This window comes from Pseudomonas sp. FP2335, assembly GCF_030687535.1.
In the GTDB taxonomy this organism is placed as follows: Bacteria; Pseudomonadota; Gammaproteobacteria; order Pseudomonadales; family Pseudomonadaceae; genus Aquipseudomonas.
In genome coordinates this window covers 1,728,579-1,753,651 of sequence record NZ_CP117437.1, presented here as the reverse complement: position 1 = coordinate 1,753,651, position 25,073 = coordinate 1,728,579, and the positions used below count along the sequence as shown (strand labels likewise).

Here is a 25,073-nt window from a genome sequence, read left to right as displayed (position 1 = left end):
CCTCCCGCCACAATCGATGTTGTCATTGTCCGGTAACGCTGTAACAGCAAATGCATTTAACTAATCTACAATCATCGAAACGTATTAAAAAGGATCTCTCGTGAGAAGCATGACGAAGCCGAATAATCAATACAACGATGATGAAATAGATCTCCTGCCGTTCATCCATGCCTTATGGAAAAATAAAATAAAAATAATTATAGCCGTCGTGATTGGAGTAGTGATTGCGTTGGCTGCGTTTTACTTTTCACCCCCTAAATGGGTTGCCAGCAGCTATATCACCAAAGGCTCGTTGTTGAGTATGTACAGAGAAGTGCGCAGCACCGAAACAGTGCCCGTCTCGACGACACAACCGATAGAAATCAAGCTCTACAGCTCGATCCAGGACGATGTGTACTACATCGCCATGGGCATCATGACAGCCAACAAGGTTGACATCGTGGGCACACCCCAACCCTACGTCCATCTGGCGTCGTTCAAGGCAAACTCAAAAGAACTGGCTATATCGAAACTGAAATCGATATTGGATACCGCCAACACACAGGCCCTTGCCCTCAGCCTACCGTCCCTGACGGTTGATCACAGCCTCAGGGCATTCAACACCCTGGGTAAAGTCAAAATAAAAAACGCAAAAGCCATAACACCGTATTTGGTAGCGGGTATTTTCCTGGGACTATTAGTAGGGTGTTTATTGGCCTTACTACCCCTGCTCAAATCTCATTATGAGCGTACGAATCGCGACTAACACTATTAATGCTGGACAGACCATAAGAACCACTATTTAAAAACAATCAGCGCATTCGCAGCGGTTTGTATTAAACACTCATCGAGGGTTCGAGCGATCGTATGAAATCCCTGCGCCACCACTCACTAACGACTCTTCTACCCTGCGCATTCTACGGACCAAACCACACCTGAACGCCAAGCACCTGAAAGCCCTGAGCTCTGGCGTGAAAAGCCTTTCCTAGACGCCTCCCTTGACGTTCTTTAGCATCACCGGCTTACCTTGCGCCCCTTGAGAACAGAGCATCCCATGTCCACCCAACAAACACCTGGGCACGTACTGCCCGCGCGCAGCGCCGCCAAAATGGAAGCGGCGATGGCCGTCGGCAGCTTCGCGATTGGTACCGGCGAATTTGCGATCATGGGCTTGATGCCCGACATCGCCAGCAACCTGCACCTGAGCGAACCCCAGGTGGGCCATGCGATCAGCGCGTATGCCCTGGGCGTAATGGTCGGCGCCCCGCTGCTGGCAATCCTTGGCGCCAGGCTATTGCGCAAACATATGCTGCTATTGCTGATGGGCCTTTATGCCTTGGGCAACCTGGCGACCGCCTTCACCCCGACGTTCAGCTCCCTGGTGGCGTTCCGCTTTGTCAGCGGCCTGCCCCACGGTGCTTACTTTGGGATTGCCGCCGTAGTAGCGTCCAGCATGGTGCCCTCGGACAAGCGCGCCGGTGCCGTCGCGCGCGTAATGATGGGCTTGACTCTGGCCATGCTACTGGGCAATCCAATCGCGACTTTCCTGGGGCAGCATCTGGGATGGCGTTCGGCGTTTGCGCTGGTGAGCCTGATCGCCCTCTGCACCATCGCCCTGGTCTGGCGCTTCGTCCCCGAGCGTCATGACGAACCGCGCAGCGACCCACGCAAGGAACTGCGCGCTTTCACCAAACCCCAGGTGTGGATGGCCCTGTCGATTGGCGCCATCGGTTTTGCCGGCATGTTCTGTGTCTTCAGCTATCTGGCCCCGACCATGCTCGAAGTGACCAAGGTCGCGCCTCAGTGGATCCCCTTCGGCCTGGCCGCATTTGGCGTTGGCGGCATCATCGGCAATATTGCCGGCGGAAAGCTGTTCGATCGTATGCAGTTCCGCGCCGTGGGGTTGATATTGGTGTGGTCGATGGCCGTGCTGGTGTTCTTCCCTTTCGCTGCCGGATCGCTTTGGGGTGTGTTGCTGGGCATCGGCCTGGTCGGCACCATGGTGTCACTGGCAGCACCGCTGCAGATCCGCCTGATGGACATTGCCCGCGAAGCACCAAGCCTGGCGGCGGCGTCCAACCACGCGGCATTCAACTTGGCCAATGCGTTGGGACCATGGTTTGGCGGGATCGCGATCACTGCAGGCCTGGGGTGGACCAGCACCGGCTACATTGGCGCAGCGACCGCCTTGATTGGACTGGGGCTTTACCTGGTAGCCCGGCGGATGCGCGGAGGCGATTAAACGATCGAGACGCACCTGTCAATGAAACAAAGCCCAGCTGCGGATAGTTATTTATTTATCAGACAGGTTAGGTTCAGGTTGGATCCAATAGCACCTCACGTGTAACATTCCCGTCATATTTCCTCCATGACAAGGACGTGTTTTGATTTTCCCCGACCCAGGTGTGCTTCGGAGCTTTCCAGCAACACTCGACCACCGCAACGCCAGGATTTTTCTGACACAAGAAACAGATAGCAGTGTCGAGTTGGCGATCCAGAGTCTGATCGACAGCCGACACCAGCTACCGCACCGCATCAGCGCCCCGCTTCAAGGCATGGAAAGCGACCTTTTTGCCAAGTTTCAACCCCTCGACAGCCTCAAGCCAAAATTGAGAGTGACCCTCGGACGTGCCAAGCGCGACGGCGCGTTCGATTGGCCGGTCGAAGAAGTCATCAACACCTACGGCGCACAGAAACGCGGGGCCCCCGTCGCCAACTTGCTGGGCTTTGGCTACAGGAAATCGGCGATTGGCTTGATCCAGGAGTTTTTTATCTTCACCGAAATGCTCGATGACCATCTCAATGGTCTCGAGTGGCTAAACCAGAGCCGCGACATCCGCAGCCTGATCACGCGGTCATTCGACCTGCTTCGCGCCCTGCACGAAAAAGGCATCGTGCATATGGACTTCTGGGCAAACAACGTGATGATCAATTTTGACGACGCACGCCCCGCAAAGGCAATTGATCTGGAAAACTGCTTCCTCACTCCGACGGACTACTTGGCCGAAGTATTAGCGTTTCAATTCGGGTTCTATTATCGCCGGGAAGTCTTCCGCTTTGTGATCGAACAGGAATACGACCAACTCGTCATGGACGAGCTGAGCAAATATGGCGATATCGATCATCGTCGATTCGACAGCATCTATGCAGCAAGCAAGTATGAAAATATAAGCCGCCGAGCCAGACGGGAGATTTTTCATAAGGGCACGGTGACTACAGGGTGAGGCCAAAACCCTAATGCCATCCGGCAGCAGGGTACGGATTCAGTGACGGCAGCGCCGCAAGCATGGGGTTTACAGCGGCCTTATAGGGTATGTTGCCCCCAGGACTTTTTATCAAAATCCCGGCCAAGCGATAGTCTCAGACCTGAATATCAACTCATAAAATCACTCAGCATGTACCAAGTCCAATCGTTTAATCCCAACAAAACGGGTCGAGACTTTATAGTCGGCGATATCCACGGACACTTCAGGCTTTTAGGCATCGTTTAAAAACATCGGGTTCAATACACGTCGGCTGTTCTTCTGATGACGGGGCAGTAACACTCATTGAACTCAGTTTGTCCTGTGCGTGAAGCGGCTGATTACTTGTCAGTTCCAGGCAGGATATGTTCGTCCACATATTCAATCAGTCGACCCAAGCTGTGCTCAAACGTCTGGCCAGCGGTGTCGATGATCAGATCAGGGGCCAGCGGCGGCTCGTAAGGCGCGTCTATACCGGTAAAATCGCGAAGCTCTTTGGCCCTGGCCTTGCGGTATAGTCCCTTGGGGTCACGCATCTCACAGGTTGCCAAGTCTGCCGCTATGTAGATCTCATGAAACGAAGTGTTGCAGGCGACGGCACGCGCACGCGCCCTCCCCTCACGATAGGGTGAAATAAACGCCGTGATGCAAATCATGCCCGCATCGGCGAACAGGGCCGCCACTTCACTTACCCGGCGAATATTTTCTGTTCTATCGTCTTCTGAAAAGCCCAAATTGGCGTTAAGCCCCTTGCGGACATTATCCCCGTCAAGGGTGTAGCACGCGTAACCCGACCTCAACAGGTGAGCCTCCAACGCCATCGCCAGACTCGACTTGCCAGAGGCGGAGAGCCCAGTGAACCAAAGCACGGCGCCGGGATGCCCCATGTAATGGGCGCGCTCAGCCTGGCTCACATGGTGGCTGACAGAAGTCAAACTCTGGTTATTGACCGGCGAATTCATAAAATAGTCTAGCGCCTCACAACACATTGATTATGTCCGCCCGAGCATTCCACTCGGCAACGTTTTATTGTAGCCGGCAAACCTCGACGTCACTGCACCAGGCGGTCAGCCAAAACTTCTTCCAAATACCCAGATAGATATTCGGCTGGAAAGGCGTGGGCTGCGCGTACTCCACCAACTCTGGCTGTTCAGCGCTGCATGGCCCAACTCACCTGGCTGAGCCAGCTCGGTCTCCCGTCGCTTAGCCCTGGCCTGGGCGACCGGCTTACAATCGAAGGCTCGGCTTTCCTGATAAACTGTCTTGCCATCCCGATTGATCCGTATCTGCGCCGCGTAGGCTGTCGAGTTGTCCTTGCGCTTACGTGCTGTGATCGTGCCCATTTCCAGTTGCTACATTGCCGAATGTCGATCGCTACTACGTAGCTACCGACTTCAGAAAACAAGGGAACACGGGTAAAAACCGCCGTATAAAAGATCAGTATTAATGAACTCCGAAAAAGCCGAATCCCCAGCAAACGCTAACCTTTCCCGCTCCGAGCCCTCTCGCCGCTTCAGCGTCGCGCCGATGATGGATTGGACTGATCGCCACTGCCGTTTTTTCCTGCGCCTGCTGTCAAAAAACGCACTGCTCTACACCGAGATGGTGACCACCGGCGCGATCCTGCATGGCGACCACGAGCGTTTCCTGCGCCACAACGACGCCGAGCACCCGTTGGCACTGCAACTGGGTGGCAGCGTTCCGGCGGACTTGGCGGCCTGCGCCCGGATGGCCGAGGCCGCCGGGTATGACGAGGTGAACCTGAACGTTGGATGCCCCAGTGATCGCGTGCAGAACAATATGATCGGCGCGTGCCTCATGGGCCATCCGGCGCTGGTGGCAGATTGTGTGAAGGCAATGCGCGATGCGGTGTCGATTCCGGTAACGGTGAAGCACCGCATCGGGATAAATGGCCGGGACAGCTACGCCGAGCTGTGTGATTTTGTCGGGCAGGTGAAGGACGCAGGCTGCACCAGTTTTACCGTGCATGCGCGCATTGCGATTCTGGAGGGTTTGTCGCCCAAGGAGAATCGGGATATTCCGCCCTTGCGTTATGACGTGGCGGCGCAGCTGAAGCGGGATTTTGCCGAGCTGGAGATCATCCTGAACGGTGGAATCAAGACGCTGGAGCAGTGCCAGGAGCACTTGCAGACCTTTGACGGGGTGATGCTGGGGCGCGAGGCGTATCACAACCCCTATGTGCTGGCGCAGGTCGATCAGCAGCTATTTGGCAGCACGCAGCCGGTGATCACGCGGGCGCAGGCGCTGGCGCAACTTCGGCCGTATATCGCGGCGCATTTGGCGACAGGCGGTTCGATGCACCACATCACCCGGCATGTGCTGGGGCTGGGCACCGGCTTTCCTGGAGCGCGCAAGTTCCGGCAGTTGCTGTCGGTGGATATTCACAAGGCTGCCGACCCACTGGCACTGCTCGATCAGGCAGCCGCTCTGCTGGATGGGCGCTGACCATTAGCGGAGTTGAACCTGCCAGCCTTTTCGCCCTCCTATTAAACCGTCAGGCCCGCTATTCAGATGACCGTTCCCAGGTTGTTGCCACGGCGGGCCGATGAACGCATTTGCGCCCTTGAGCGGCTGTCAGCGCTCGGGTAATGTCATCAGACCCACAGGACAGAGCACGCCCATGACTTCCAAGCTGGAACAACTCAAGCAAATCACCACTGTCGTAGCCGATACCGGCGATTTCGAAGCTATCGCCCGGGTCAAACCGCAGGATGCCACCACCAACCCGTCCCTGCTGCTCAAGGCGGCGTCGATTCCGGCCTATGCCAAGCTGCTGGATGAGTGCGTGAAAGACTGCAACGGCGACGTTGGCCTGGCCAGTGACCGCTTTGCGGTGGCCGTGGGCCAGGAGATCCTGAAAGTAGTCCCGGGGCGCATCTCCACTGAAGTGGATGCACGCTTGTCGTTCGACACTGACGCCGTACTCAAGCGTGCGCACCGTCTGATCGATCTGTACGAAAAAGCCGGCGTTGGCCGTGACCGCGTACTGATCAAGATCGCCTCCACCTGGGAAGGCATCCGCGCCGCAGAGAAGCTCGAAAAAGAAGGCATCCAGACCAACCTGACCCTGCTGTTCTCCTTCGCCCAAGCGGTGGCTTGCGCGGAAGCGGGCGTGTTCCTGATTTCGCCGTTCGTGGGTCGCATCTACGACTGGTACAAGAAGGCCAACGGCACCGACTACACCGGCTCGGAAGATCCAGGCGTGCAGTCGGTGACGCGCATCTACAACTACTACAAGGCCAATGGCTACAAGACCGTGGTGATGGGTGCGAGCTTCCGCAACCTGAGCCAGATCGAAGAGCTGGCCGGTTGTGATCGCCTGACCATCAGCCCGGACCTGCTGGAAAAACTCGCTGCCGATACCGGCAAGCTGGAGCGCAAGCTGTCGCCCGGCCATGCCGGTGAGCCACGCGTGCATTTGACTGAAGCGCAGTTCCGCTGGGAATCCAACGAGGACGCGATGGCAACCGAGAAGCTGGCCGAAGGCATTCGCCAGTTTGCGCGTGACCAGGAGAAGCTGGAGGCGCTGTTGACTGCCAAGCTGTAAGGCTGCAGCAACAAAAAGGGCGGCACCTGTGAGGGTGCCGCCCTTTTTTGTCTGTTTGGAAGTGCGCTGATCAATCTGGCGCTATCGGGGCGAGCCCCCTTCCATATTTGGGACGTATTCCTACACAGGAGATCAGTGGCGCTCGAGGGCATTGACGAGGTCGTGAAACGCCTCGCGGTTGGACTCGTTCAAGCCCATCAGGATCTTGTGCGCTTCCAGCACCTTGATGCGTACCACCTCCTCGGACTGGTCCTGGGACGGCAAGTCAGTCAGGCATTCCGGGCACGGAATCGGGCGATCAACGATGTTGAACACCTGATCGAAGCCCATGGACTGCAACAGCCGGGTGATGTCTTCGTGGGTGGTGACCACCGTCGGCAACAGGCCGACCTTCTGCCGCGACAGAATGGACAACTTGGCCAACAACCCAAGGGTCGTGCTATCGATGCTGCGGGTTTCGGTCAGATCGATCACGATCGCCGAAAAATTCAGCGCGGTGAAGATCCGCTCGATCGTCGCATCCAGCGCCGAACACAAGGTCAGGCGCACTTCACCGACAAACTTCAGGACAAAGGTCCCGTCTTGCTCGGCGAATTGGATTCTTCCGGTACTCATCAAAGATTCCTGCTCAACACCAATAGGGCGATATCATCCGGCATCTCCCCTAGCGTGGCCAATCCAAAAACCTGCCGCAGGCCATCCAGGCTGCCGCCCGCCGACTTGACCTTTTGGGGCAAGGCAGCTTCTTTCTCCTTGAGTGTAGGCTCTGGAAGAAGGTCGAGGATGCCATCGGACATCAGCGTCAAGCTGAACGTCGGTGGCAGTTCCAGGATGTGGTCTTCGTAGGTGGCTTCGTTAAACAAGCCTACGGGCAGACCCCGTCCTTCCAGGTAACGCACACTGTCAGGCGTGTACAACACAGGCATCGGCAGGTGACCGCCAATGCTGTAGGTCAAAAGACCGGTTTCTTCATCAATCACGCCGCCCACCATCGTTACGTGCTTGCCCAGCTTGCAGCTGATCAGGCCTCGGTTGATGTGGCCCAGCACCTCGGACGGGGTGAACTCCGGCAAGGTGCCATTGCGCTTGGATTCGAACAGCAGCCGCGTGGTCATGAACTTCAACAACACGGTGACAAAAGCAGAGGAAGCACCATGGCCGGAGACATCGGCCAGGTAGAACGCGACACGCCGCTCATCAACGCGGAAGTAGTCGACAAAATCACCCGACAGGTACAAGGACGGAATGATCTGGTGGGCAAACTGAAACTCGTCGATGGTCCACGGGCTCACCGGCAGCATGTTCATCTGCACCTGGCGACCGGCGTTCTGGTCTTCCTGGAGCAGGTTCAGGCTGGCTTCGAGTTCGCGGTTGGCGGTTTCGAGCTTTTCGCGGTAGCGCTGGTTTTCCAGCAGCAGGCGTGCACGATCCAGGGCACGACGCACCGAGTGCTCCAGCACCGCGAGGTCTTCAAGGGGCTTGATCAGGTAGTCGGCAGCGCCCAGGCGCAGAGCCTCGACCGCATCGTTCATCACCCCGGCACCGGACACGACAATCACCGGCGTCTGCGGCGCGAGCTCGGTCACCTGGCGAATCAGCTCCAGGCCGCCCATCTGGGGCATGCGCAGGTCGCAGATCACAAGGTCGGGCTTGTCGCGCTCGAATACCTGGAGACCCTGTTGGCCATTGCTGGCCTGCAGGACGCTGAAGCCACTGTCTTCCAAATAGGCCGCGAGACTCGCGCGCACTACTTCGTCGTCATCGATTATCAGCAGCGTGGCACTGGTTTTTTGCATGTGGGCAAACGGCGCCAGAATTAGGTTGGCGTAGGTGGCGCGACAATGGCCGGGCGCACTTACTGGATTCGCTTTCTAGCCTCTCTGTCCTACAAAGCATGGGCATTTGGCCCACGCACAACGGTAAAGCAGAGGTGCCCTTCTAAGGCGCAGACGGTACTCCCATCCGTCTGGGGTTTCAAGCTCATGCCGATGGTCGCCAAGCGTCTTTACATCGCAAATCACCGAGAGTTATAAGAACAGCCACGACCACAACACAAAGTAAGGATGGAACCCGTGAGCCAACACGAGCGCGACTACGCCGAAAAACGCGATTTCATCCGCATGCGAGTGGATGCCGATGTGTCGCTGATCCACGCCGGGCAGGAGATTGCCGGGGTTTGCGTGGACCTTTCCAGTTCCGGCATGCAGGTGCAGGCACCTCGCCAATTCCAGGTAGGCGACAAACTGACTGTACGCATCGATTCCGAGCACAGCGCCCTCACGGGACTGGAAGCGGACACCGAAGTGGTCTGGACCAAGACAAACGGCCCAGACCAGCACCTCGGGCTCAAGATCCTGAAAATGTACTGAAACCTGCCCACAAAAAAGGCGACCATCGAGGTCGCCTTTTTCGTTTCAAAACATCACGGCTTAAAAGTCGTCGACGACCTTGCCGTCCTTGACCTTGAACTCGCGGTTCTGCAGGTAAGCATTGCGGATGAACGTGTACTTGTCGCCGGTGATCAGCTTCTCGCTGTCCAGCAGGCTGGCACGGGTATCGACAACGTTCAGACCAAAGGTGCTGTTGCGCCAGCCGATGTCGTTCATATAGCGGTACGGCTGGGTGTAGCTGTCTACGTATTTGGACGGTGCATCACGCAGGGTGCTTGGGCCCAGCAGTGGCAGCATCACATAAGGACCACTGCCGACGCCCCAGTAGCCGAGGGTCTGACCGAAGTCTTCGTCACTGCGTTGCAACCCCATTTTGGTACCGACGTCGATAAAGCCGAGCACACCAAACGTGGTGTTCATCAGCAAGCGCGCCGTGTCCACACCCGCCGCATGCGGCTTGAGCTGCAGCACGTTGTTGGCCAGGTTGCCGACATCGCCGATGTTACGGAAGAAGTTATGAACGCCGTCCTGCATGAATTGCGGCGTCACGAACTGATAACCCTGGGCCAATGGCTTGAGCGCATAGGTATCAACGGTGTCGTTGAAGGTGAAGATCGGGCGGTTGACGCTTTCCCACGGATCATCTTCCGAGGCGGCCTGTACAGCGAACGGGGCCAGCAGGACAGTGGCACACACCGACAGCTGAGCGAAATAGTGGCTCCAGCGCATAGCTTTTGCTCCTTAAGGGTCTGTCATGGGCGCTATGCCCTGAATAAGTCGGTGAGTATATGACGGAAGTGTCCATTTACGCAGCAGTCGGGGAAACGTCCTGTCTAAAATGCACAAAATTCCTACAATTGAGGCCCTGTGTCATCCACTTGTCATCCCATGCCGATAGCGTCAGAGCTATTTCAGGGATGTCGACATGCCTCACGCCGAGATTGCCATCGCCAGCGCGCCTGCCTTGACCGCTGTATTGTTCGGCCTGAGTGGCTGCCTGGTGGACTTCGGTTCCCAGGCACGTACCGATTCGCCCTCGCCGGGCTCCCACGCCACGCCGGGCGCCCTGAGCATCCTGCGCAGCCTGCATGAACAAGGCGTGCCCTGCGCCTGGCTGGATGAACTGCCCGCCTGCGTCACCACACCACTGGCCGCCGTATTGCCGGGCTGGCTGAAAGCGGCATCGCCCTCTGCCATCCGTTGGCCTGCGCCTCACGCCTGCTGGCAAGCCTTGATGGAACTGAACATCGAACGCCTGGAAGGCTGTGTGCTGGTCAGCGGCGAACCGCGCTTGCTGCAATCGGGGCTCAACGCCGGCCTGTGGACGATTGGCCTGGCATCCTGCGGCTCGCTGTGCGGCATGGCCCCGACACAATGGCAGGCATTGAGCGAGCAAGAGCGCGAGCACAAGCGCGGCAAAGCCACCGTGGCCCTGTACGGGCTGGGCGTGCACTCGGTGATCGACCACCTGGGCGAACTCGGCACCTGCCTGGCCGACATCAGCCTGCGCCAACTAAAAGGCGAGAAGCCCTGACACGGATCATGCACGGTTGGCGCCAGTGGATTAATCTACAGGTCAGCCCGTAGACCTTTCTCGGCGTGCCGTGGTCTATGTCAGTGCCTATCGATAAAAGGAAACACGTCATGCCTGATCGCAAAAAACTGGAAGAACAGGTCGAAATCCTGCGCGGGCAGTTGGAACAGGAACCGCCGCTGTCGGAAGAAAAACGTACAGCATTGCAAGCCTTGATTGCCAAGTTCGAATTACAACTTGAACTTGAGCCGGCCACCCAGACACCGAGTATTTCCGATGATGTGAATCAAGCGGCCATTGAGTTCGACGCTGAGCACCCGGTGATTTCCGGGACCTTGCGCAATATCATGGTCACCTTGGGCAATATCGGGATCTGACGGCATAGCACCTGAAAATCAACATCTATCAGAGCTGCATTTGCGCGGATCCCTCTCGGCAAACAATTGAAAACCGATGCCTAAGCGGGCGTCGGCTTTTTTTTGCTCAGAAATACGCCTTCCCTTTTGTAGAATCATAGCGTCGCTTTTGCGGGAAATTTCATCATCGACGGGAACCCAAACCACGGAGCTTGCCACTGAGGTTGTGAGAGGAATGGTCCTTTCAATTAACTTTGGAGCTTTACTTATAATGAGTGCCGTATCGAGCGCATCGCCAGCTTTTCAAGTAATGCAACAGTATTTTCAGCAGAACGAGATAGATGCAGGGCAGCAAGAGGCTATGAAAGGCAAAGGAACTGAGCCTTCATACTCAATTTCGAGGAGCTATGGTGGGGCTACAGACGAGAATGATCGATATTTCCCAGTTGGCGATGGCAAAGAGAAAATCACATACTGATACCCACGAAACGCCGTCTATCCACGCACATTAGGCATGGATAAGAAAGTGGCGGGAGGAACCACTCCCGCCACTCCTGAAGAGTGACGTTTTCCGGCTTTACTGACGCGCCAGGCGCACGTTCTGGAACGCCACATCTTCAGTACTGCGATACGGGTTGATATCCAACCCGCCCCTGCGAACATACCGCGCATACACGGTCAGTTTTTCCGGCTTCAGCAAGCGCTGCAAATCCAGGAAGATGCGCTCCACGCACTGCTCATGGAAGTCAGAGTGCTGGCGAAAGCTCACGATATATTCCAGCAAGCTCGCGTGGTCCAACGCGCGACCCCGGTATTCGACCACCACACTGCCCCAATCGGGCTGGCTGGTCACCGGGCAGTTGGATTTGAGCAGGTGGCTATGCACGCTCTCCTCGACAATCCGCGATTCATCGCAACGCAGCAGTTCCGGGCGTGGGTGTTCGTAGTTGCTGACGCTGATGTCCAACTCATCAATGCACACACCGGGCAACGCCATCACGCCTTCGGCCTCGATCTCGGCCAGGCTGCGGATGCGCACGCTCACTGGCTTGCCGGCGGCGGCGCCGAGGTCGGTACGCAAGGTCGCTTCCAGGCTTGCCGTATCGGCAAACGCGGTCTGGTTCAACGAGTTGAGGTACAGTTTGAAGGACTTGGACTCAATGATATTCGGCGAGTCAGCCGGGATGCTGAACTCACCGATGGCCACCACCGGCTTGCCCGACGGCAGCAGCCAGGACAGTTCGAAGCAGTTCCAGAAATCCACGCCTTTGTATGGCAGGGTCTCGGCACTCAGGCCCAGCTCGGCCCATTTGGCGGCGCGAGGGATCGGGAACAACAACGACGGGGTGTAGGTGGAGATGTATTCACTGGACTTGCCCAGCGGCGAATGTTCGGCTGCGGGATGCATGGCGGAAACCTGGCTAAATAAACGCCGCCAGTCTACCAGCCTTTGCCCCCGCCTTTGCGGCCTACTCGACGTTCAGCTTGCCAACCATGCCCGCCTGATAATGCCCTGGCAGGTTGCAAGCAAACTCCAGGCCCGTGGACTGGGTGAACGTCCACGTCAACTCGGCGGTTTTGCCGGGCTCGACCAACACGCTGTTGGGATCATCATGCTTCATCATTGCGCCATGGCCCATGGCGCTGTGATCCATCTTGCCCATGCCAGTGGCGGTGAGCATGCCGCTGGCCTGCATCTGCAACATTTCCTTCTGGTGCTGGGCATGCATCGCCGCATCGCCCAGGTTGAATTCGTGCAGCAACTGGCCTTTATTCACCAGGACAAAGCGCACGGTCTCACCGGCCTTCACGTCCAGTGACTTGGGCGAAAAAGCAATGTCCCGCAGGGTCACTTCCACGGTACGCGTGGCCTGCTCGGCAGGGGCCGCGTGGCCGAAGGCAAAGGTATGTGCCGCATCCGCCATCGCACCAAAACTCGCCACCAACAGGCAACCTGCCAACAACAGGGGTGTACGCAATGCCATCTCAACTCTCCAAAAATGTGTAACCCGCTTGGACAGCACTCTAAGATGAGGCCGCTGCCAGACAGCTGACTGCTAGATTACAACTTTGTCAGGTTGCGCCCTGATCCCGTAACCCACGGTATAAAGCGCCTCGTGCACCGCAACCAAGAGCCGCCCATGAAATTGCTGATTGTCGAAGACCAACCGAAAACCGGCCATTACCTGCGCCAGGGCCTGGCCGAGGCCGGCTTCACCACCGAACTGGTGGCCGACGGCACCAGCGGCCAGCACCTGGCACTGACCGGCGACTATGATCTGCTAATCCTCGACGTGATGCTGCCGGGGCGCGACGGCTGGCAAATCCTGCAAGCGGTACGCAGCGCTGGCCTGGACATTCCGGTGCTGTTTCTCACCGCTCGCGACGCCGTGGAAGACCGCGTGCATGGCCTGGAGCTCGGCGCCGACGATTATCTGGTCAAACCCTTCGCCTTTTCCGAACTGCTGGCCCGGGTACGCAGCCTGCTGCGCCGCGGTAGCAGTTCGCCGCAGGAAACCGCCCTGCAACTGGCCGACTTGCGCCTGGACCTGATCCGCCGCCGCGTCGAGCGGGATGGCCAGCGCATCGACCTCACCGCCAAGGAGTTCTCCCTGCTGGAACTGCTGCTGCGCCGCCAGGGCGAAGTATTGCCAAAATCACTGATTGCCTCACAAGTGTGGGACATGAACTTCGACAGCGACACCAACATCATCGAAGTGGCGATCCGCCGCCTGCGCCTGAAAGTCGACGACAACTTCCCCAACAAACTGATCCACACGGTGCGCGGCATGGGTTATGTGCTGGAGGAGCGTGTCAATTGATCAAGCGCCTGTCCCTGGCCAGCCGCCTGGCGCTGCTGTTTGCCGCGTGCACGGCGGTGGTCTCGTTGCTCGCCGGCGTGTTGTTCAACCGCGCCAGCGAGGCGCACTTCATCGAACTGGATCAGCAACTGCTCGAAACCAGGCTGGGAGCCCTGCGCAGTACCTTGCAGGGGGTCGACACGCCGCAGCTATTCAGCCAGCGCGAAGCGCAATTGCGCACTGAACTCGATCACCAACCCGACCTGACCCTGCGCATCAGCGCTGCCGGCCAACGCTGGTTTGATGGTGCGCCGGGGGTCACGCTACCCGAATCCCCGGGCCTGCATCGCCTGCAACACGCCGGCACCGATTACCGTGTCTACAACGCGCCGCTGAGCGCCGGTCAACCGGGCTCGGCGCAACTGAGCCTGATGCTCGACATCACCCACCACCAGCACTTCCTGCAACGCATGCAGCATTTGATCTGGCTCACCGTCGGCCTTTCGGCACTCGCCACCGCACTGCTCGGCGCGTGGGCGGCACGCAGTGGCTTGCGGCCACTGCGGCGCATGGGGGAAGTGGCGGCGGGCGTTTCCGCCCACTCCCTGACCCAGCGCCTGCCCCAGGAACAAATGCCGGCGGAACTGGCCGAGTTGGCCCAAGCCTTCAATGCCATGCTCGGCCGCCTGGACGACGCGTTCCAGCGCCTCTCGGCGTTCTCCGCCGACATCGCCCATGAACTGCGCACGCCGCTGTCAAACCTGCTGACCCAGACCCAGGTCATCCTCACCCAGCCACGCCCGCTAGAGGATTATCGCGAGGCCCTGCACAGCAACCTGGAAGAGCTGCAATGGATGGCACAGCTCGTGAACGACATGTTGTATTTGGCCAAGGCGGACCACGGTTTGCTGATGCCCAGGCGCGAACCGCTGGCACTGGCGGACGAAGTGGATGCCCTGCTGGAGTTTTTTGCGTTGCTGGCGGAAGACGCGCAGATCAGCCTGACGCGCGAAGGCACGGCCCACATCACCGGGGATCGTGGGATGCTGCGTCGGGCGCTGTCGAACCTGCTGGATAACGCGCTGCGGTTCACCCCGACAGGCGGAGAAGTGCGGGTACGGATCGAGGACGGGGTGCGGCTGACTGTCGAGAACACCGGGGAAGGCATTGCACCGCAGTTGCTACCAAAGCTGTTTGACCGCTTCTACCGGGCTGACCCGGCGCGGCGCGAGGGCAGCAGCGAGCATGCGGGGCTGGGGCTGGCGATTACCCAGTCGATTGTGCGGGCGCATGGGGGGCGGATTTTCTGTGAGTCCGGGCCGGGGTGGACCAGGTTTGTGGTTGAGCTGCCACAGCCGGATTGATGCAGGCGGTGCCGGCCGCTTCGCGAGCAAGCCCGCTCCCACATTTGAATGTATTCACAACTCAAAATGTGGAAGCGGGCTTGCTCGCGAAGACGGTCTTAAAAACTACGAGTATCTCAGGGCATGCGCCGGCTCAATCTTCGCCGCCCGATACGCCGGGTACAGCGTCGCCAAAAAGCTCAACACAAACCCTGCCGTACAAATCAGCAGCACATCGCCGCCTTGCAGCTCCGAGGGCAGGTTACTGACGAAGTACACGTCTGAGCTGAAGATATGCTGCCCCGTCACCCGCTCGACCCAGCCCACCAGCTCACTCACGTTCAGGGCCGCAATCACCCCCAGCACACCGCCAATCAACGTGCCGACGATGCCGATCACCGTGCCCTGCACCATGAAGATCGCCATGATCTGGCGTGGCGTGGCGCCGATGGTGCGCAGAATTGCGATGTCGGCGCCCTTGTCGTTCACCACCATGATCAAGGTCGCGATGATGTTGAACGCCGCCACCGCGACGATCATCAGCAGCAACAAGCCGATCATGGTCTTTTCCATCTTCATCGCGCTGAACAGGCTGCCCTGGGTGTGGGTCCAGTCATCCGCCTTGTAAGCCGCGCCCAGGCTAGCGGCAATATCGGCCGAGACTTTGGGGGCGGCGTACAGGTCCTTCACCGCCAGGCGCACGCTCTGCACCTGGTTCGGCTGCCAATGCTGGATTTCTGCCGCGTCAGCCATGTGGATCAACGCCATGGAGCCATCCAGCTCGGCGCCGACCTTGAAGATGCCAACCACATTCAAGCGCTGCATGCGCGGGGTGATGCCCCCCGGCGCGCTGCTGATTTCCGGCACGATCAGGGTCAGCTTGTCACCCACGTTCAAGCGAAAGCGCCGTGCGGTGATTTCGCCGACCACCACACCGAACTCGCCGGGTTTCAGGTCATCCAGTTTGCCCTGCACGATGTGCTGGGCCACGATCGACACCTTGCCTTCCTGGGCCGGGTCGACGCCGCTGATTTCAATCGGCTGCATGGCGCCCTTGTAGGAGAACATGCCATCCATTTGCGTGAACGGTACTGCGGCAGTCACCTCGGGATTCTTCATCGCAGCGGCAGCCAGCGGCTGCCAGTCGTCAATCGGGTTCACGCCGACGATGGTGGCGTGGGGCACCATGCCAAGGATGCGCGAGCTCATTTCACGCTGAAAGCCGTTCATTACCGACAACACCACGATCATCGCCAGCACGCCCAGGGCGAGGCCGATCATCGAGGTCATCGAGATAAACGAAACAAAACGGTTGCGGCGCTTGGCGCGGGTATAGCGCGTGCCGATGAAAATCGATAACGGTCTGAACATTCGCGGGCACCGTTGGAAAAATAGAAAACCCGATGTAGGACACCGGGCTTGAAACAGGTCAGATGGCGACCAGATGACCTTCCTGCAGGTGCAGCACACGGTCCATCTGGCGGGCCATGCTCATATCATGGGTCACCACCAGGAACGCAGTGCGCATCTGGGTGCTCAGTTCCAGCATCAAGTCCTTGATGCCCTGGGCGGTGTGGGAGTCGAGGTTGCCGGTCGGCTCGTCGAGCATCACCAGGCCCGGGTTGTTCACCAGGGCGCGGGCGATGGCCACGCGCTGGCGCTCACCACCGGACAGCTCGGCCGGCTTGTGCTCCAGGCGATGGCCGAGGCCGACGCGCTCCAACAAGGCTTGGGCGCGCTGGCGGGCTTCCGGGATCGCGGTCTTGCCGATCAGCAGCGGCATGCACACGTTTTCCAGGGCGGTGAACTCCGGCAGCAGGTGGTGGAACTGGTACACAAAACCGAGGGAACGGTTGCGCAGTTGGCCACGAGCCTTTTCACCGAGGGCCGAAAGTTCTTCGCCGGCCAGCCAGACGCTGCCCTGGGACGGCGTATCGAGGCCGCCCAACAGGTTCAGCAGGGTACTTTTGCCGGAGCCGGAACTGCCGACAATCGCCACGCGCTCGCCAGGATGCAGTTCCAGTTGCAGGTTCGACAGCACCACCACCGACTCCGGGCCTTCCTCGTAGGACTTGCCCAGGTTGCGGCAGCTCAAGATTGCTTTTTCACTCATGCCCGATTCACTCATAACGTAAGGCCTGTGCTGGCTGGGTACGTGCCGCGCGCCAGGCTGGATACAGGGTGGCAAGGAAGCTCAATACCAACGCGGCGCCGCCCACCATCAACACGTCCTGGGCCTGCACCTGGGACGGCAAGTAATCGATGAAATAGACGTCGGCGTTGAGGAATTTGTGGCCGATCAAGGTTTCAAGGCCGGCGATGGCGGCGCTGACGTTGAGCGCGGCCAAAATCCCGACGGCGGTACCGATCAAGGTGCCGACCACGCCGATCACCGTGCCCTGCACCATGAAGATCGCCATGATCTGCCCGGGCGTGGCACCCAGGGTGCGCAGAATGGCGATGTCGCCCTTCTTGTCGTTCACCACCATCACCAGCGTGGAGATAATATTGAACGCGGCCACGGCGACGATCAGCAGCAACAGCAGGCCGATCATGGCTTTTTCCATGCGGATGGCCTGGTACAGGTTGCCGTGGGTACGCGTCCAGTCGCGGGCGTAGTACTGGCTTTCACCCAGGTGCTGAGCGATTTCCCACGAGGTACGCGGGGCGTCGAACAGGTCGTTGAACTTGAGACGCAGGCCCTGCACCTGATCCGGCTTCCAGCGATGCAGGCGCGCCAGGTCGGTGAGGTTGGTCAAGCCGAGGTAGCCGTCGATCTCGCCGGCGCCGACGTGGAAGGTGCCGACCACGGTAAAGCGCTTCATGCGCGGGAACATGCCTGCCGGGGTCACGGTGACTTCCGGGGCGACGAAGGTCAGCTTGTCACCCAGGTTAACGCCGAGCTTGGCCGCCGCCTTGTCGCCGATCACAATGCCGAATTCACCCGGCGCCAGGTCATCGAGTTTGCCCGACAACATGAACTTGTCGATGATCGAGACGTTGCGCTCCTGGGCCGGATCGATGGCATTGAGCAGGATCTTCTGCACCTTGCCGTCATTGGTCAGCAACCCCTGCATCTGGGTAAACGGCGCGACGGCCACTACCTTGGGGTTCTGCTTGACCTTGTCGGCCAGGCTTTGCCAGTCACTGATGGGCGCGTCGCCCTCGATGGTCGCGTGGGGCACCATGCCCAGCACGCGGGTACGCATCTCATGATCGAAGCCGTTCATCACCGACAGCACCACGATCATCACGACCACGCCCAAGGCGAGCCCGATCATCGAGGTCAAGGAAATGAACGACACAAAATGATTGCGACGCTTTGCACGGGTATAACGCGTGCCGATAAATACGAAGAGAGGTCTGAACATGTCGGGGCTTGTTCGGAGGAAAAGAAGACGTCCCGGTGGCGGGGTCTGGTAAGCAGCTTTACACTCAGACCATTAACGCTAGCTGGGGTTCGCCATGTCGACATTAGATGAAGAAGAGCGCCGCGAATACTACCGTATCGACGACATGATCGCACTTCAAATCAAAACCCTGTCCGCCCCTGAAGCGGCGAGCAAGGAAGTGTTGCAGGATGAGTCACCGCTGTTCAATCTGCTCAGCGAACTGCACCTGAGCGAATTCGAAGCCCAACACCTGCTACGCCAGATCAGCGAGAAAGATCGCAGCCTGGCCGCCTTCCTCAAAGTGCAGAACAAGCGCCTGGACCTGCTCAGCCAGGTCATGGCGCAAAGCCTGCGCAGTGCGGTTGGCGAGCCGCAGCCGGTGATCATTTCCGAAGGCGGCATCGACTTCCAGCACCCCACCCCGCTCGTCCCCGGCGCACACCTGGCGGTCAAGCTGGTGCTGATGCCCCAGGCGCTCGGCCTGCTGCTGCGTGCGCGGGTGACCCATTGCGATCCCAAGGGCGCAGGTTTTGACATCGGCACCGAATTCGAATCCATGACCGACGCCCAACGCCAACTGCTCGCCCGCTACATCCTGCAAAAACAAGCCCAGGAACGCCGACTGGCGCGGGAACAAAGCGACGCCCAAGACACCTGAATCCCTATTCACCCCGCCAGTACAGCTGGCGCAAAGGAGCAATTGTGACCCTGATTTACGGCCACCGCGGTGCCAAAGGCGAAGCACCGGAAAACACCCTGACCAGCTTTCAGGAATGCCTCAAGCACGGCGTGCGCCGTTGTGAACTGGATCTGCACCTGTCCATGGACGGCGAGTTGATGGTCATCCACGACCCTACCCTCAAGCGCACCGCCGACCGGCGCGGCAAAGTCGTCGAATACTCGGCGGCGGACCTGGTGAAGATGGACGCGCGCAAGGGCGGCCCGGGCTGGATCACGCCTTGCCCGATCCCGCGCCTGGAAGAACTGTTCGAAAAATGCGACTTCGATCACTGGCAACTGGAAGTCAAAAGCGCTTCGCGCACCCGCGCGGCCACCACCGTACTGGCAATTCGTGAGATGGCCGTACGTTTCGGCCTGATGGACAAGGTCACCGTGACCTCAAGTTCGCGGGAAGTACTGAAAGCTGCGGTAGAACTCACCCCGGATCTGTCACGCGGCCTGGTGGCCGAATACGCCTGGCTCGACCCGCTGAAGGTCGCGCAGAACTACGGCTGTGAGATTCTGGCGTTGAACTGGACGTTGTGCACCCCCGAGCGTCTGGAAAAAGCCCAGCGCCAGGGCCTGCATGTATCCGTGTGGACGGTCAACGAACCTGCGCTGATGCGCAGGCTCGCCGACTTCGGCGTAGATAGCCTGATTACAGACTTTCCCGGTTTGGCCACTGCCACCCTCGGGAATTACTGAAATCGGTCTCCCCGGCCGGCTCAGGCCACCGGCCGGAGCCGCTCAAAAAAGCCGGTTGAGACCGTCGTAGGCGGCTACCCGATAGGCTTCGGCCATGGTCGGGTAGTTGAACGTCGTGTTCACAAAATACTTGAGGGTATTCTGCTCGCCCGGCTGGTTCATGATCGCCTGGCCGATGTGCACGATCTCCGACGCCTGATAGCCGAAGCAATGCACGCCGAGGACTTCCAGGGTTTCGCGGTGGAACAGGATCTTCAGCATGCCTTGGGGCTCACCGGCGATCTGCGCACGCGCCATGCTCTTGAAGAACGCCTTGCCCACTTCGTAAGGCACCTTGGCCTTGGTCAGTTCGTGCTCGTTCTTGCCGATCGAGCTGATCTCGGGAATCGTGTAGATCCCGGTCGGCACGTCGTTCACATAACGCCAGCTGCCATTGTCGACGATGCTGCCAGCGGCCGAACGGCCCTGGTCATGCGCGGCGCTGGCCAGGCTTGGCCAGCCGATCACGTCACCGGCGCCGTAGATGTTCGGCACGCAGGTGCGATAGTTCTCGTCCACCTCGATCTGGCCACGGCTGTTGACCTTGACCCCGATGTTTTCCATGCCCAGCTTGTCGGTGTTGCCGGTACGGCCGTTGCACCACAGCAAGGCGTCGGCCTTGATCTTCTTGCCGGACTTGAGGTGCAGGATCACGCCGTTGTCCAGGCCTTCGACGCGCTCGTACTCTTCGTTGTGGCGCACGGTGATGTTGTTGTTGCTGAAGTGGTAGCTCAACGCCTGGGAAATTTCCGAGTCGAGGAAGCTCAGCAACTGGTCGCGGTTGTCCACCAGCTCCACCAACACACCCAGGCCGCTGAAGATCGAGGCGTATTCACAGCCGATCACGCCGGCGCCGTAGATGATCAGTTTGCGCGGGGTGTGGCCCAGGCTCAGGATGGTGTCGCTATCGTAGATACGCGGGTGGTGGAAATCGATGTCCGCCGGACGATACGGACGCGACCCCGTGGCGATGATGATGTGCTTGGCCACCAGCTTTTCGACCACGCCATTGGAGCAGACCACTTCGACGGTTTGCTCATCGGCGAAACTGCCGGTACCGAAGAACAGGTCGACACGGTTGCGCGCGTAGTAGCCAGTGCGCGAGGCGACCTGCTTGGAGATGACTTTCTCGGCGCTTTTCAGCACGTCCGGGAACGAGAACCAGCGCGGCTCACCAATGGCCCGGAACATCGGGTTGGTGTTGAACTGCATGATCTGGCGTACGGAGTGACGCAACGCCTTGGACGGGATGGTACCCAGGTGGGTGCAGTTACCGCCGACCTGGCGACGGCTATCGACCATCGCCACCTTGCGCCCTGCCTTCGCGGCGTTCATCGCCGCACCTTCTCCAGCCGGGCCGGAACCCAGTACCACCACGTCGTAGTTGTAGACAGCCATGCGTACTCCTCAGAACAGGCCAGGCGTACGGTTGGACGCCGGGCTAAATCATGCCGCGGCCAGCGGTCATGAAGGACAATTTGGCTCAAGTGTGTGAACCGGGGCACAGTCTATATAAGGCTCAACGCCGCGCACATTAACCCTTGGTCGCGTCGTAGGCCAGTCTTGCCTTTACTACAGGCTGCCGATTACGGTTTCAGCGCCGTCAGTTGCTCGAATGCCTTGTTACTGCGTGTGACGAAACCTTCGCCCTCACGCAGCACAAAAAACGCCGCGATCTGCTGTTGTTCGGCGTAGTTCCACGCCTGTTCAGGCCCAAGCACCAACAGCAACGTCGACAACCCATCGGCCATCAGCGCCGACGAATGCAACACCGTCACCGACGCCAGTCGATGCCTGATCGGCGTACCACTGCGCGCATCCAGCGTGTGGGAATAACGCTGTCCATCCTGCTGGAAATAATTGCGATAGTCACCTGACGTGGACACACCAAAGCCATCCACGGCGATGATTCTTTCGGCGACCCGTTGATCGTCACGCGGCTCTTCCAGGGCGATGCGCCAGGGTGTGCCGTCCGGTTTGCGCCCGGCAGCCTTGAGTTCGCCCGTCGCTTCGGCGAGGTAATGGTGGATGCCCTGTCCGACCAACAACTCGGCGATGCGATCCACTGCGTAACCGGCGGCGATGCTGTTGAAGTCGACCTCGACGGCGGCGTCCTTGCACAACTGCGCGCCGTTGATGCGCAGGTGCTGGTGGCCAACCCGCTGGCGGACCTGCGCCAGCGTCGCCGCGTCCGGCACCTTCAGCTCACGCGCCTGGGGGCCGAAGCCCCACAGGTTGAGCAACGGCTCGACCGTCAGGTCAAACGCGCCGTCACTGGCCAGGGACAACTGCTCCCCGGTGCGCACCAAGTGCAGGATCGGCTCGGGCATGGGCTGGCAACTGTGCGCCGGCAGGGCATTAAAGCGCTCGATGTCCGAATCGCCGCGGTACGTCGACATTTGCCGGTCAACCTCATCCAAGAGACTTTCCACTTGGCGTTGAAGCTCTTTCGGCGCCGGAGTATGGGCCGTTCTGACGTACTGGACCGAATACGTACTGCCCATGGTCGGGCCTTCAAAGTGCTCCAGCGTCTCGCCACCGCATCCCGCCAGCAGGGCAAGCATCCCCATCATCACCACTTGTCGCAGATCACCCATAAATCCAGTCGCCATCGCAAATTGAATTAACCTGTAGGCACGCACCCTTTCAGGACTGGCCATTATGCGGCATGCGCTTTTTTGTCTATTGCTGATGTTGGCGCCCACAGCCCAAGCCAATGAGGCAGATCGTCTCAGGCAAGCGGATTTTCCGGTGCAGGCGCATGCGCTGACCCTGAAAAACCAGACCGTGCTCACCTACCTCTGGGCCGATGTGTACGCAGCCGCCCTGTACGCCCCGCCTGACACCAGCGCGAAGCTCGCCTGGCATCAACAACAGGACCTGCGTCTTGAGCTGTATTACTACCGCGACATTGATCGCAGCGATGTGATCAAGGCGGCCAATAGCACGCTGGAGCGCCAGCAAGCCGACGCGCGCTTGAAGCCCGCAGTGGCCCGGCTGCACGCCCACTTTCGCGACATCCGTCGGGGCGACCGGTATGCGCTGGATTATCGAGCAGCGCGCGGCTTGAATCTGGAGATCAATGGCCAGGTGGTGTTCAGCAGTCGCGACCGTGAACTGGCGAAGGCTTACCTGGGAATCTGGCTGGCGCCCAAGGGGTTGTCAGAGGGGCTGCTGGACTGAAACTGATCGGTTGACTGAGCTGACGCCTTCGCGGGCAAGCCCGCTCCCACAGGGGGTTGCATTCCAAATGTGGGAGCGGGCTTGTCCGCGATGAGGCACTCACAACCAACACAAACCCCTCAGCCACAAAAAAGCCCCGAACCAGTCGGGGCTTTTTCATTCAGCGCTGATGCTTAGCGCGGGAACGCAGGCGGGTTGACCCCGGCCATGTCTTCCATCACGCGAACCACCTGGCAGCTGTAGCCGAACTCGTTGTCGTACCACACGTACAGGACAACACGGTTGTCCTGGGTGATGGTCGCTTCAGCGTCCACCACACCGGCGTGGCGCGAGCCAACGAAGTCGGTGGAGACCACTTCCTGGGAATTGACGAAGTCGATTTGCTTATGCAGATCGGAGTGCAGCGCCATGAAGCGCAGGTACTCGTTCATCTCTTCGCGGGTAGCGGCTTTCTCAAGGTTCAGGTTGAGAATAGCCATCGACACGTTAGGCGTCGGAACGCGGATCGCGTTACCGGTCAGCTTGCCGGCCAGTTCAGGCAGGGCCTTGGCGGCGGCAGTGGCAGCACCGGTCTCGGTGATGACCATGTTCAACGCGGCGCTGCGGCCACGGCGATCGCCCTTGTGGAAATTGTCGATCAGGTTCTGGTCGTTGGTGTACGAGTGAACTGTCTCAACGTGACCGTTGACGATGCCGAACTTGTCATTCACCGCCTTGAGCACCGGCACAATGGCGTTGGTGGTGCAGGAGGCGGCGGACACGATCTTGTCGTCAGCGGTGATTTCACCGTGGTTGATGCCGTGAACGATGTTCTTCAGCTTGCCCTTGCCCGGAGCGGTCAGGACAACGCGGTCGATACCCGGGCAGGCCAGGTGCTGGCCCAGGCCTTCGGCGTCACGCCACACACCGGTGTTGTCCACCAGCAGCGCGTCTTTGATGCCGTACTGGGTGTAGTCCACCTCAGTCGGGTTCTTCGCGTAGATCACCTGGATCAGGTTACCGTTGGCGGTGATGGTGTTGTTTTCTTCGTCGATGGTGATGGTGCCGTTGAACGGACCGTGCACCGAATCACGACGCAAGAGGCTTGCGCGCTTGGTCAGGTCGTTGTCGGCGCCTTTACGCACCACGATGGCACGCAGGCGCAGGCCGTCGCCGCCACCGGTTTTTTCGATCAGGATGCGCGCCAGCAGGCGGCCGATACGACCGAAGCCGTACAGCACAACGTCGGTGCCTTTGCGGGCAGCGGCGTTTTGCTGACCCACCACATCGGCCAATTCTTCACGCACGAACTGCTCGGCGGTACGCCCGGCGCCTTCCTTGCGGAATTTGTAGGCCAGCTTGCCCAGGTCTACCGAAGCCGCGCCGAGCTTGAGCTCGCTCATGGCCTTAAGCAGCGGGAATGTTTCGTGGACGGAGAGTTCGCTGTCGTCGGCGGAGCGATGGCGCGCAAAGCGGTGAGCTTTGAGAATCGCGATGACAGACTGGTTGATCAGGCTGCGGCCATAGATCGAGCTCACCACATTGTTATTGCGGTACAGCTGGCCGATAAGCGGAATCATCGCTTCTGCGAGTGCTTCACGGTCGATCCATTCACCAAGACACTGGTCGGGCTTCTGAGTCACGGGAACCTTCCACATGTAGGGGCAGAAAAAAGGGGCTACATTATGCCGCCCGACCGCCCTCGGAGCAATGCGCGCAACCCAACAAAAAGTGCTTGCGAAAAACAGGCACCGCGCTGGAGCCCAGTAAACACGCGGGTTTCAGAAGGCCATCAGTTGAGCGCGGCACGCGACTTGTCCGTAACCCTCCGAAAACCTGAGC

At 59.2% G+C, this 25,073-nt stretch carries 26 protein-coding genes and 1 pseudogene; 14 read left to right on the top strand and 13 right to left on the bottom strand.

What is annotated here, in order from left to right:
• Nucleotides 1-109: 109 nt before the first annotated feature.
• The 3 genes from PSH81_RS07785 (at nucleotide 110) to PSH81_RS07775 (ending at nucleotide 3,203) form a co-directional block, all read left to right on the top strand.
• Nucleotides 110-745, top strand: coding sequence for a Wzz/FepE/Etk N-terminal domain-containing protein (locus tag PSH81_RS07785; RefSeq protein WP_305392273.1), 636 nt, complete (start codon nucleotides 110-112; stop codon nucleotides 743-745).
• 288 nt (nucleotides 746-1,033) lie between these two features.
• Nucleotides 1,034-2,221 (top strand): MFS transporter, encoded by a 1,188-nt coding sequence (locus PSH81_RS07780; RefSeq protein ID WP_305392272.1) that lies wholly within the window; start codon nucleotides 1,034-1,036, stop codon nucleotides 2,219-2,221.
• Nucleotides 2,222-2,363: 142 nt separating this feature from the next.
• Nucleotides 2,364-3,203 (top strand): hypothetical protein, encoded by an 840-nt coding sequence (locus PSH81_RS07775; protein WP_305392271.1) that lies wholly within the window; start codon nucleotides 2,364-2,366, stop codon nucleotides 3,201-3,203.
• Nucleotides 3,204-3,562: 359 nt separating this feature from the next.
• Here PSH81_RS07775 and cysC read toward each other — a convergent pair whose 3' ends face one another.
• Both cysC and PSH81_RS27465 read right to left on the bottom strand, forming a co-directional pair.
• Nucleotides 3,563-4,183 (bottom strand): adenylyl-sulfate kinase, encoded by a 621-nt coding sequence (cysC, locus tag PSH81_RS07770; protein WP_305392270.1) that lies wholly within the window; start codon nucleotides 4,181-4,183, stop codon nucleotides 3,563-3,565.
• A 195-nt stretch (nucleotides 4,184-4,378) separates the two neighbouring features.
• Nucleotides 4,379-4,564 (bottom strand): annotated as a pseudogene (locus PSH81_RS27465) (hypothetical protein); the annotation flags it as partial.
• A gap of 103 nt (nucleotides 4,565-4,667) precedes the next feature.
• Between PSH81_RS27465 and dusA the strand changes: the two are divergent.
• Nucleotides 4,668-5,687, top strand: a complete 1,020-nt coding sequence (dusA, locus tag PSH81_RS07765; protein ID WP_226455331.1) for a tRNA dihydrouridine(20/20a) synthase DusA — start codon at nucleotides 4,668-4,670, stop codon at nucleotides 5,685-5,687.
• 175 nt (nucleotides 5,688-5,862) lie between these two features.
• Entirely contained in the window at nucleotides 5,863-6,789 is a 927-nt protein-coding gene (gene tal / locus PSH81_RS07760) for a transaldolase (protein WP_226455330.1), read from the top strand.
• Between the two features lie 132 nt (nucleotides 6,790-6,921).
• On the opposite strand, the gene rssC is transcribed toward tal, so the two are convergent.
• Both rssC and rssB read right to left on the bottom strand, forming a co-directional pair.
• Complete coding sequence (gene rssC / locus PSH81_RS07755; RefSeq protein WP_010566476.1) at nucleotides 6,922-7,404, bottom strand: anti-sigma factor antagonist RssC; 483 nt, start codon at nucleotides 7,402-7,404, stop codon at nucleotides 6,922-6,924.
• Nucleotides 7,404-8,585, bottom strand: coding sequence for a two-component system response regulator RssB (gene rssB, locus PSH81_RS07750; protein ID WP_017737359.1), 1,182 nt, complete (start codon nucleotides 8,583-8,585; stop codon nucleotides 7,404-7,406). The genes rssC and rssB overlap by 1 nt, the downstream gene beginning before the upstream one ends.
• A gap of 276 nt (nucleotides 8,586-8,861) precedes the next feature.
• Here rssB and PSH81_RS07745 point away from each other — a divergent pair, with 276 nt between their 5' ends.
• Nucleotides 8,862-9,158, top strand: coding sequence for a PilZ domain-containing protein (locus PSH81_RS07745; RefSeq protein WP_226455329.1), 297 nt, complete (start codon nucleotides 8,862-8,864; stop codon nucleotides 9,156-9,158).
• 60 nt (nucleotides 9,159-9,218) lie between these two features.
• Here PSH81_RS07745 and PSH81_RS07740 read toward each other — a convergent pair whose 3' ends face one another.
• A complete protein-coding gene (locus tag PSH81_RS07740; protein ID WP_192298646.1) occupies nucleotides 9,219-9,908 on the bottom strand; it encodes a VacJ family lipoprotein in 690 nt (229 codons plus the stop codon).
• 196 nt (nucleotides 9,909-10,104) lie between these two features.
• On the opposite strand from PSH81_RS07740, the gene PSH81_RS07735 reads away from it, so the two are divergent.
• The 3 genes from PSH81_RS07735 (at nucleotide 10,105) to PSH81_RS07725 (ending at nucleotide 11,547) form a co-directional block, all read left to right on the top strand.
• Complete coding sequence (locus PSH81_RS07735) at nucleotides 10,105-10,713, top strand: HAD family phosphatase (protein ID WP_226455328.1); 609 nt, start codon at nucleotides 10,105-10,107, stop codon at nucleotides 10,711-10,713.
• 110 nt (nucleotides 10,714-10,823) lie between these two features.
• Nucleotides 10,824-11,090, top strand: coding sequence for a DUF4404 family protein (locus PSH81_RS07730; RefSeq protein ID WP_192298644.1), 267 nt, complete (start codon nucleotides 10,824-10,826; stop codon nucleotides 11,088-11,090).
• 250 nt (nucleotides 11,091-11,340) lie between these two features.
• Nucleotides 11,341-11,547 carry a hypothetical protein gene (locus PSH81_RS07725; protein ID WP_226455327.1) on the top strand — a complete coding sequence of 69 codons (207 nt, stop codon included), beginning with the start codon at nucleotides 11,341-11,343 and terminating at the stop codon, nucleotides 11,545-11,547.
• 99 nt (nucleotides 11,548-11,646) lie between these two features.
• On the opposite strand, the gene queF is transcribed toward PSH81_RS07725, so the two are convergent.
• Both queF and PSH81_RS07715 read right to left on the bottom strand, forming a co-directional pair.
• Entirely contained in the window at nucleotides 11,647-12,477 is an 831-nt protein-coding gene (gene queF, locus PSH81_RS07720; RefSeq protein WP_226455326.1) for an NADPH-dependent 7-cyano-7-deazaguanine reductase QueF, read from the bottom strand.
• 61 nt (nucleotides 12,478-12,538) lie between these two features.
• Nucleotides 12,539-13,054 (bottom strand): cupredoxin family protein, encoded by a 516-nt coding sequence (locus PSH81_RS07715; protein ID WP_305392269.1) that lies wholly within the window; start codon nucleotides 13,052-13,054, stop codon nucleotides 12,539-12,541.
• Nucleotides 13,055-13,210: 156 nt separating this feature from the next.
• On the opposite strand from PSH81_RS07715, the gene PSH81_RS07710 reads away from it, so the two are divergent.
• Nucleotides 13,211-13,891, top strand: coding sequence for a heavy metal response regulator transcription factor (locus PSH81_RS07710; protein ID WP_226455324.1), 681 nt, complete (start codon nucleotides 13,211-13,213; stop codon nucleotides 13,889-13,891).
• The gene (locus tag PSH81_RS07705; protein ID WP_226455323.1) at nucleotides 13,888-15,234 is read left to right on the top strand and encodes a heavy metal sensor histidine kinase; all 1,347 of its coding nucleotides are present in this window, start codon (nucleotides 13,888-13,890) and stop codon (nucleotides 15,232-15,234) included. Before PSH81_RS07710 ends, PSH81_RS07705 begins: the two co-directional genes overlap by 4 nt.
• Nucleotides 15,235-15,339: 105 nt before the next feature.
• Here PSH81_RS07705 and PSH81_RS07700 read toward each other — a convergent pair whose 3' ends face one another.
• From PSH81_RS07700 to PSH81_RS07690, 3 genes are read right to left on the bottom strand one after another with little or no spacing between them, the layout of a single operon-like run.
• Nucleotides 15,340-16,584, bottom strand: a complete 1,245-nt coding sequence (locus PSH81_RS07700) for a lipoprotein-releasing ABC transporter permease subunit (protein ID WP_192298638.1) — start codon at nucleotides 16,582-16,584, stop codon at nucleotides 15,340-15,342.
• Nucleotides 16,585-16,642: 58 nt separating this feature from the next.
• Nucleotides 16,643-17,326, bottom strand: a complete 684-nt coding sequence (gene lolD / locus PSH81_RS07695) for a lipoprotein-releasing ABC transporter ATP-binding protein LolD (RefSeq protein WP_003218941.1) — start codon at nucleotides 17,324-17,326, stop codon at nucleotides 16,643-16,645.
• Between the two features lie 7 nt (nucleotides 17,327-17,333).
• Nucleotides 17,334-18,584 carry a lipoprotein-releasing ABC transporter permease subunit gene (locus tag PSH81_RS07690; protein ID WP_192298637.1) on the bottom strand — a complete coding sequence of 417 codons (1,251 nt, stop codon included), beginning with the start codon at nucleotides 18,582-18,584 and terminating at the stop codon, nucleotides 17,334-17,336.
• A gap of 94 nt (nucleotides 18,585-18,678) precedes the next feature.
• Between PSH81_RS07690 and PSH81_RS07685 the strand changes: the two genes are divergently transcribed.
• Together PSH81_RS07685 and PSH81_RS07680 are read left to right on the top strand one after the other, a co-directional pair.
• Nucleotides 18,679-19,263, top strand: a complete 585-nt coding sequence (locus PSH81_RS07685) for a PilZ domain-containing protein (protein WP_305392268.1) — start codon at nucleotides 18,679-18,681, stop codon at nucleotides 19,261-19,263.
• Between the two features lie 44 nt (nucleotides 19,264-19,307).
• Nucleotides 19,308-20,030, top strand: a complete 723-nt coding sequence (locus tag PSH81_RS07680; protein ID WP_192298635.1) for a glycerophosphodiester phosphodiesterase — start codon at nucleotides 19,308-19,310, stop codon at nucleotides 20,028-20,030.
• 42 nt (nucleotides 20,031-20,072) lie between these two features.
• Here PSH81_RS07680 and sthA read toward each other — a convergent pair whose 3' ends face one another.
• Nucleotides 20,073-21,467: a Si-specific NAD(P)(+) transhydrogenase gene (sthA, locus tag PSH81_RS07675; protein WP_016971429.1), complete on the bottom strand. Its 1,395-nt coding sequence runs from the start codon at nucleotides 21,465-21,467 to the stop codon at nucleotides 20,073-20,075.
• A 188-nt stretch (nucleotides 21,468-21,655) separates the two neighbouring features.
• Nucleotides 21,656-22,666 carry an FAD:protein FMN transferase gene (locus PSH81_RS07670; RefSeq protein WP_305392267.1) on the bottom strand — a complete coding sequence of 337 codons (1,011 nt, stop codon included), beginning with the start codon at nucleotides 22,664-22,666 and terminating at the stop codon, nucleotides 21,656-21,658.
• Between the two features lie 64 nt (nucleotides 22,667-22,730).
• Here PSH81_RS07670 and PSH81_RS07665 point away from each other — a divergent pair, with 64 nt between their 5' ends.
• Nucleotides 22,731-23,252, top strand: a complete 522-nt coding sequence (locus tag PSH81_RS07665; RefSeq protein WP_192298634.1) for a chalcone isomerase family protein — start codon at nucleotides 22,731-22,733, stop codon at nucleotides 23,250-23,252.
• Between the two features lie 173 nt (nucleotides 23,253-23,425).
• Here PSH81_RS07665 and PSH81_RS07660 read toward each other — a convergent pair whose 3' ends face one another.
• Nucleotides 23,426-24,889, bottom strand: a complete 1,464-nt coding sequence (locus PSH81_RS07660) for a glyceraldehyde-3-phosphate dehydrogenase (RefSeq protein WP_192298633.1) — start codon at nucleotides 24,887-24,889, stop codon at nucleotides 23,426-23,428.
• Nucleotides 24,890-25,073: the final 184 nt, after the last annotated feature.